The sequence below is a fragment of the Mesorhizobium sp. P5_C1 genome, from assembly GCF_054049815.1.
Map to the genome: position 1 here is coordinate 1 of NZ_JBFULQ010000647.1, position 2758 is coordinate 2758.

Sequence of the window (2758 nt, forward strand, 5' to 3'; positions counted from 1 at the left end):
TCATGAATTTGTCTCCGGGCGCCAGCCGCCCCGTGCGGTCGAGCTCCAGCGTTAGGTTGAGCGCCGTGGTCAGCGCGGCCTTCGGATCCCTCGCCACATAGGCATAGGCGACGTAGGCGCGCGCCAGATCGATTTGCCAGATCGCATTGTTCGGATCGGACTGGGCCAATTTCTGGGCAATAGCGAGGCTGGCCTCGAAGGCCGCCTTGGAACCCTCAAAGTGACGTCGGTCGGTTTCCAGATACCCGATCTTCTGCAGGGTGATCGAAATATCGCGTTGCCAGTTCAAATTGGCAGAATCCAGCTTGGCCAGCCGGTCGGCAATAGCAAGGCTGTCCTGATAGTTTTGCAGGGCGCCGCTGGCATTGCCTTGCACCCTAAGCACCTCGGCGACCCGCTCGAGGCACACCGACAGGTCGCGCTGCCAGTCCGTGTTGCCGGGATCGATGGCGGCAAGGTCGCGCGCCGTGGCCAGCGCCTGCTGGTGGGCCCCCAGCGCGAGCGGCCAATCCTTCTGGTCGCTGTAAGCATTTCCGATTTTGGAGTAACCAATCGACAGGTCGCGCTTCAAGTCGGTATTGTTGGGGTCGCGGCGTGCCAAGTCTTCGGCGATCGCCTGGCTCTTGTTGAAGGCTACGAGCGCACCGGCGGCGTCGCCGCGCTCCCGCAGCAGATCACCGATCCTGGTTTGGCTGACTGAGACAGCGCGTTGGCGCCGCGTGTCATCGGGCTTGTTCTCGGCCAGCGCCAACCGAATTCTCAGGCTCTCTTCCAACGCTGTCTGGGCGCCATCCAACTGACCGGCAGTACGGGCAAGGTCGCCGATTTCGTCATAGGTGATTGTCAGATCATTGAGCAGATCGGCGCGGCCCGGCTCCGCATCGGCCAACTGTTGCTTGATCGAGAGGCTTTGCTGATAGGCTTGGGCCGCGGCGCTCACATCGCCTTGCGTCGCCAGAACGTTGCCGATCTTGTCGTTGGCCATGGCAAGATCGCCGAGCCAGTCCTTCTTGTCCGGCACGCTTGTGGTCAGGTCCTGCAGCATGTCCCTGGCCGCCTCATAGTTTTCCAGGGAGGTTGGCAGGTCGCCTTGCGCCATCCTTGTGTTGGCGAGCTTTATATGGCTGATGGCGAGATCGCGCTTGACGCTGGGATCGGTTTCCTGAAGCGATCGCTGCTCGAGGTTGGCCAACAGTGCGGAAAAGGCGCGGCCGGCCGCGTCGATATTGCCGACCGTCGTATAGAGAACTCCGAGTTCCTCCAGCGTGCGGCTCTGGCGGTCGGCCTGTTCCAGGCTGAGCGAGGTCTGCCCGGCCTCGCCATACAGCGCCAGCACGAATTCGTAGCCGTTGATGGCTGCCGCATAGTTCAGGTCGGCGCGCGCCGCGCCTGCCGACAGGAATACCGTTGCGGCCTGCGACAGCGTGCGGTCGACGAAATTCACCTTCAGCGCGTTGCGCGACACCTCGTCGATATTGGCCGCTTCCGCCAGCTTTGCCTGCGCTGCCTCGAAGGCGCCGAGCGACAGCTGCTCTTCGGCCTGCCGACGCAATTCCGTCACTCGCGGATCATCGGCCGCGAGCGTCTTCATCTCGCTGCGCACCTTGACGAAGGCGTCGGCCGCTTCACGCAGCCGGGTATTCAGGCTGTCCGCTGACAAATTGCCAGTGTCGGAACCGATCAGCGCGCCATAGAGCGGCGCCAGCGGCATGTCGGCGTCGCTGGCGATCTGCTCGACCTGGCCGCGCATGTCCGGCGTCACGTCGGCCATGGCAAGCAGCAGGCGTTCGCGCTCCGGCAGCTGTTCCTTGGCCGCCGCGGCAAAGAACAGTTTGGGCAGGCCGCTCTCGACGTAAGGCAATTGTTTTCCGCGCGACAGGTCATAGACCTCCTGCTGCACCAAAGTCAGCACCGAGCGGATCTCGAGACCGTCGGTGCCGAGATATTTGGTCAGTGCCGTCGTGAACGGCGAATTCTGGCCGGTTCCGTCGGCGGCCGTCTCGCCGGGGGCGGCCGAGAAGGCGAACAGGATGTTTTCCGCGCGGCCAATGCGGCCAAGTCCCGGCTTGACCTTGTCGGCAACATCCTTTGCCAGTGAGGTCGCGCCGCGCCCCTGGCCGCTGCTTCCCGAGAAGGGATCGCTGCGGCAGGCGTCGAGCACGATCAGCCCGACCCTTGCGGTGGCGGCGACCGTGTCGCGCACTTCCTCCAGCGGCAGGCTGGTCTTCTGCAGCGCATCGAGCGAAGAGGCGTCGGCATCGATCGGCAGCAGCCGGTTGTCGCCTGAGATTTCGACGCCATGGCCGGAGAAGTAGACCAGCACCACGTCGGCGCCTTTCGCATCCTCGCGAAAATCGTCGAGCGCGCGGCGCATGCGTCGGAGATCGCGGTTGGTTTCGAGAACGACCTCGAAGCCGAGCTTCTTCAGCGACGCTTCCATCGCCTCGCCGTCATTGATGGGATTGGCGAGCGGCCGGACCAGACGGTAGTCGTCGTCGGCGATGACCAGCGCCACGCGCCGCTCCGCCACCGCGGTGGCGGTGGTCGTAAGCATCAGCAGCAAGGCAAACAGCAAGCGCAAGTCGAACCGCCCCCGGCGCAGTCGTTCGCCAACCATTCCACCTCTTTATGGCGCGAGCAAGCCGGGTTTTTGGGCCGAAAACCGGCTCCTTCAGGCCGTCCGCATCGGCTTCAGGGCTTCACTCCAGCGCAACAGCTCGTCCAGCATGGCCGTGGTTGCGCCCTGCACCTGCTCGCT

General features: G+C 64.0%; 1 protein-coding gene. It reads right to left on the reverse strand.

Annotated elements, in window-relative coordinates; all coding sequences use genetic code 11:
• Positions 1–2617 (reverse strand): caspase family protein (locus ACXJ7R_RS29350; protein ID WP_457154883.1); only part of this gene is annotated, 2617 nt, incomplete at its 3' end.
• Positions 2618–2758: the final 141 nt, after the last annotated feature.